This is a genomic window from Roseiarcus sp. (genome assembly GCF_049514155.1).
Classification (GTDB): domain Bacteria; phylum Pseudomonadota; class Alphaproteobacteria; order Rhizobiales; family Beijerinckiaceae; genus Roseiarcus.
This window is the reverse complement of record NZ_JBEKVH010000243.1, coordinates 1-4871: the sequence shown is the minus strand read 5'-3', so window position 1 is coordinate 4871 and position 4871 is coordinate 1. Positions and strand designations below refer to the sequence as shown.

Annotated in this window: 3 protein-coding genes and 2 pseudogenes; 1 reads left to right on the top strand and 4 read right to left on the bottom strand. The window is 64.0% G+C overall.

Annotated features, from left to right (window positions below; translation table 11 throughout):
* Positions 1–263: pseudogene (locus tag ABSF49_RS20715) on the top strand (carbohydrate kinase); the annotation flags it as partial.
* 210 nt (positions 264–473) lie between these two features.
* On the opposite strand, the gene ABSF49_RS20710 reads toward ABSF49_RS20715, so the two are convergent.
* From ABSF49_RS20710 to ABSF49_RS20695, 4 genes and pseudogenes are all read right to left on the bottom strand, one after another.
* Positions 474–1415, bottom strand: coding sequence for an ABC transporter substrate-binding protein (locus ABSF49_RS20710; protein ID WP_424114528.1), 942 nt, complete (start codon positions 1413–1415; stop codon positions 474–476).
* Between the two features lie 114 nt (positions 1416–1529).
* The gene (locus ABSF49_RS20705) at positions 1530–2570 is read right to left on the bottom strand and encodes an ABC transporter permease (RefSeq protein WP_424114527.1); all 1041 of its coding nucleotides are present in this window, start codon (positions 2568–2570) and stop codon (positions 1530–1532) included.
* A gap of 3 nt (positions 2571–2573) precedes the next feature.
* Positions 2574–4030: pseudogene (locus ABSF49_RS20700) on the bottom strand (sugar ABC transporter ATP-binding protein).
* A 36-nt stretch (positions 4031–4066) separates the two neighbouring features.
* The coding region (locus tag ABSF49_RS20695; RefSeq protein WP_490363334.1) for a hypothetical protein at positions 4067–4871 on the bottom strand (805 nt) is incomplete at its 5' end.

The window sequence follows — 4871 nt, the reverse complement described above, 5'->3', positions numbered from 1 at the left end:
TCGTCGACGGACCTTTTGCCAGCAACGATCTCTATTGTTCGCTGCTGGCGGCGCTGCGCCCCGACCAACCGGTCTCCTCATCCCTACTGCAGCAAGGAACCGCCGCCGGCGCCGCCCTGCTGGCGTTGATGGGACCGACGGGAAAACTGCCTCAATGTCCTGTCGACTTGAAGCGCCACGCGCCGGCGTCCCTCAGCCGTCTTGGCGATTATCAATCGCAATGGCGAGCGAGGGCGCGCGAGTCGGTCGGGAAAGCCCTTTGATGAAAAGCGGCCTGATGTAGCCGGCCGCGGTGAGGCCGGCTTTTTCTTGTCCGGCGCGGCGTGAAGCCGGTTGAAGTCAACGCGCCCTTCTGTAGCCGCGGTCAGCGACCCATACGTGTTTGGCTGTCGCCCCAAGAACCCGAAAAAGCCCAAACAAATAAGGGAGGGCCGAAGCCCTCCCTCGCGCATTCCAGTCTCTTCAAGTCCCTCTCAGTCGTAGAGAACCGCAGCGATCTTGGGATCGTCGATGTTGGTCTTGTCGTACCAATAGAAGCCGGTGTCGACGACCGGCGGCAGCTTCTCACCCTTGAGGGCCTTCAACGCCGATTCGATCGTGCACTTGCCGATGCCGACCGGGTTTTGGGTGATGGCGCCGAGCATCAAGCCGGAGCGGATCGCGTCCATCTGTTCCTTGCCGGAGTCGTAGCCGATAAGCACGACCTTCTTGCCGGATTCCTTGACGCCAATCGCTGCGCCTTCCGCCGAGCCTTCGTTGGCGCCGAAGATGCCCTTGAGGTTCGGGTTTGCCTGGAGGTCGGCCTTGGCGATTTCGGCCGACTTCAAGTGGTCGCCGGCGCCGTACTGGACGCTGACGATCTTGATGTTGGGGTGCTTGGCCTTCATCTCGTTGAGGAAGCCGTCGCGGCGGTCGATGCCGGTGCGGCTCGTCTCGTCGTGCACGATGACGGCGACTTCGCCGGCGTCGCCGATCGCTTCCGCCATCTTGTCGGCCGCCAAAGCGGCGGACGCAACGCTATCTGTCCGACAGGTCGTCACTGGGATGTCGCTATCGACGCCCGAGTCGAAGGCGACGATTGGAATGTTGGCGGCCTGCGCCTTCTTCAGCAGCGGGATGGCGGCCTTGCTATCGAGCGCGGCGAAGCCGATGGCCTTCGGGTGCTTGGCGAGCGCCGCCGACAGCATGTCGATCTGCTTGTCGACCATGGCCTCGGTCTCCGGTCCCTCGAACGTCATTTTAACGCCGTTGGCCTTGGCCACCTCTTCGGCGCCGGCTTTCACCGACTGCCAGAACTGGTGTTGGAAGCCTTTACAGATCAACGGAATATAGACGTCGTCCGCGCTGGCGCTGGCCGTAAAGCCGATCGCCACCATGGCGCCGAGCGCCACGCCAATATGCCATTTCTTCAACATGATGATTCCTCCACTTCAGTTATCGTTCTCGTTGCGGTTTCCGCCTCTTGCTCCGCCGGCGGCTGCGGTTTCCCTTGCTGCTGGCTCTCCCTTCCAGCTTCATTCCTCACCTTCTCACGCGCGCTTGCGGCGCAGGATGTCGGCGTAGACAGCGAGAATGATGATGACGCCCGTCACGACGATCTGCCATTCCTGTGAGACCGACATGATGCGCAGGCCGTTGAGCAGCACGTTCATGATGAAGGCGCCAATGATCGTGCCGAGGATGGTTCCCGAGCCGCCGGCCAGCGATGTGCCGCCGATGACGACGGCGGCGATGGCCTCGAGTTCGTAGCCTTGCCCGAGCGCCGGCTGGGCCGAGTTGAGGCGTGAGGCGATGATCAGGCCAGCGATGCCGGTGATCGCCCCAGCAAGGGCGTAGACGGCGATCTTCCAGGCGTCGACGTTGACGCCCGAAAGCCGCGCCGCCTCCTCGTTGCTGCCGAGCGCGAAGGTGTAGCGCCCGAGCGCCGTTCGGTTGAGGATGACCGAGGCGACGATCGCGAGGCCGAACAGAATGAGGACGCCGTTGGGAAGTGGCACGCTCGGCACGAAGTAGCCAATCAGCGACGCCTGCGAAATCATGTCGAAGTTCGGCGTATCGTTGAAGTAGATTGGCCTAGCGCCCGTCACGACCAGCGATAGGCCCTTGACGGCCCACATCATGCCAAGCGTGGCGATAAACGGCGGGATCTTCAGCTTGGCGATCAGGAAGCCCGAAACGGCGCCGCAGAACGCGCCCGTCGCGACCGAAGCGAGGACGCCGAGCCATAGTGGCATCCCCCAGTTAGTCAGGACCACGCCGGTCATCACCGCGCAGAACGTCATCAGCGTGCCGACCGAAAGGTCGATACCGGCGGTGATGATGACGAACGTCGCCGATATCCCGAGCACGCCGTCGACCGCCGTCGCCTGCATGATGGCGAGGACGTTGTCCATCTGGGCGAAGTAGGGCGAAGCGAAGCTGAAGAAGATCAGCATCACGATGAGGCTCAGAAAGGCGAGCAGCTTCTGCTGCGCCTGCGCCCCGAAGAAGCGATTGAGTCCGGTCTTGCTCGCGGGCGCGCGGGCCTCCGCGACGGCGTGCTCGGTGGGGGTGGCCGTGTTCGGTTCCATGGTTCAAGCCGCCATTGTTTCGCGTTGCGTCGCCAACTGCATGATTCGCTCCTGGGTCGCCTCCTCCGGCATGAGTTCGCCGGTGATGCGCCCCTCGCACATGACGACGATGCGGTCGCTCATGCGAAGAATTTCGGGCAGCTCGGAGGAGATCATGACGATCGCCTTGCCGTGGGCGGCGAGCTCCCGCAACAGCTTGTAGATCTCGGCCTTCGCGCCGACGTCGATGCCCCGCGTGGGCTCGTCAAAGAAGAGAACGTCGCAGTTGCGCGCCAGCCACTTGGCGACCACGACCTTCTGCTGATTGCCGCCCGATAGCAGCCCCACCTGCTGCCTCACCGAGGGCGTGCGGATTCCCAGCAGCTTCACGAACTTCCCCGCCTCGGCGAAAATCGCGCGCTCCCGCAGAAAGATGTGAAACGACAAGAACCGCGCCAGATTGGCCATCACCACGTTGGCGGCGACGTCCATGCCAACTGCGAGGCCGAAGCGTTTGCGGTCCTCCGAGAGGTAGCCGACGCCGACCGCGACGGCGTCGCTGGGCGAGCGGACGGAAACCTTCTTGCCGGCCACCCATATCTCGCCGGATTGGGCGCGGTCGGCGCCGAACACGGCGCGCGCCACTTCCGTCCGTCCAGCCCCCATAAGGCCGGCGAACCCAAGGATTTCGCCGCGCTTGAGCGAGAAGCTGACGTTCCTCACCAGCACGCCGCAATTGAGGCCCTTCACCTCGAGCGCCACTTCGTCGCGCGGCTTGCGCGTCGTGTCGCGTGCGACGTCTTTCAGCGTGCGGCCGACCATCATCGAGATGATCGTCTCGGTGCTGGTCGTTGCGGTCGGAACGGTGCCGACATATTCGCCGTCGCGCAGCACGGTGACGCGATCGGAAATCAGCTTCAGTTCGTCGATCTTGTGAGAGATGTAGACGATCCCGACGCCGCGGCTCTTGAAATCGCGGATCATCTTGAACAGCTCGGCGATCTCGGCGTTGTTGAGCGCCGCGGTCGGTTCGTCCATGATGAGCACGCGCGAGTTGTGGGAGAACGACTTGGCGATTTCCACCATCTGCTGTTTGGCGACCGTCAGATCGCCGACGAGGGTGCGCGGATCGAAGCTCAGGTTGAGATGGGCGAGCAGTTCGGCCGCCTCTCGGTTGAGCTTGTCTTCGTCGAGCAGCAGACCGAAGGCCCACTTGGGCTCGCGGCCGATGAAGATGTTTTGGGCGACGGTGAGGTGATTCATCAGTTGTAGTTCCTGATGAATGATGCCAATCCCGGCGTGCTGCGCCTCGCGCGGACCGGCGAAATCGACGCTCGCGCCGTTGTAAAGGACTTGCCCGGAATCTTTGCGATAGACCCCGGCAAGGATCTTCATCAGCGCAACTCAAAGCGGACGTCGCTCAGCGCCCGCACGCCCGGAAAGTTCTTGCTGACGCCTTGGACTTCAATCAGAGTCGCCATCCGTGTCCCCTTATCGGCCTGAAGCCGCCGCGCCGGTCAGCCATAGAGCGGTCCATAGGTCTGACAGGCGCGATAATCTTGTCCCTCGGCGTCCATGCCGAACGCCGCCCAGGAACTGGGGCGATAGATCGCCGCGTCATCGACGTTGTGCATGCTCACCGGGATGCGCAGCAGCGCGGCCAGCGCGATGAAGTCCGCGCCGACGTGTCCGTGCGTCAGCGCGCCATGGTTGGCGCCCCAGGCCGCCATCACCGAATAGGCGTCGCGGAACGGTCCCTTGCCGATCAGCCGCGGGGCGAACCAGGTGGTCGGCCAGCTCGGGTCGGTGCGGCCCTCCAGCGCCTTGTGCGCCGCCTCCGGCAGATCGACGCTCCAACCCTCGGCGAGTTGCAGCACCGGGCCGAGCCCCTTGACCAGATTCAGGCGGGCCATGGTGAACGGCACGCCGCCGCGAGTGAGGAAGTGGCTGGAAAAGCCGCCACCGCGGAAATATTCCTCGACGCCGGGGCACCAGTCGGTCGCCGCGAGCGCCGCCGCGGCGTCCGCTTCGGTCAGCTCCCAGTGCGGCTTCATCGTCGGCTGGCCGGACGCGTCCTTGGCCGTGCACGCGCCGTCGAGCGCCGCCGCGCCGGAATTGATCAGATGCAGCAGCCCGGAGGCGGCGCGACCCTCGAGCTGATGGCCAGTGACCCGCTTGACCGCCTCGGCCGACCAATAGGTGCGCACGTCGGCGAAGATCTGCGCCTTGTTGGTCAGCAGATGGCCGAACAGCATCGTCACGCCGTTCAGGCTGTCGTTTTCGGTCGCCAGCGTGATCGGCTCGCGCAGGCCATTCCAGTCG

Bases quoted from the DNA above. Each gene is read 5' to 3' on its own strand.
- ABSF49_RS20710 (WP_424114528.1), bottom strand. From the start codon at position 1,415: ATGTTGAAGAAATGGCATATTGGCGTGGCGCTCGGCGCCATGGTGGCG.
- ABSF49_RS20705 (WP_424114527.1), bottom strand. From the start codon at position 2,570: ATGGAACCGAACACGGCCACCCCCACCGAGCACGCCGTCGCGGAGGCC.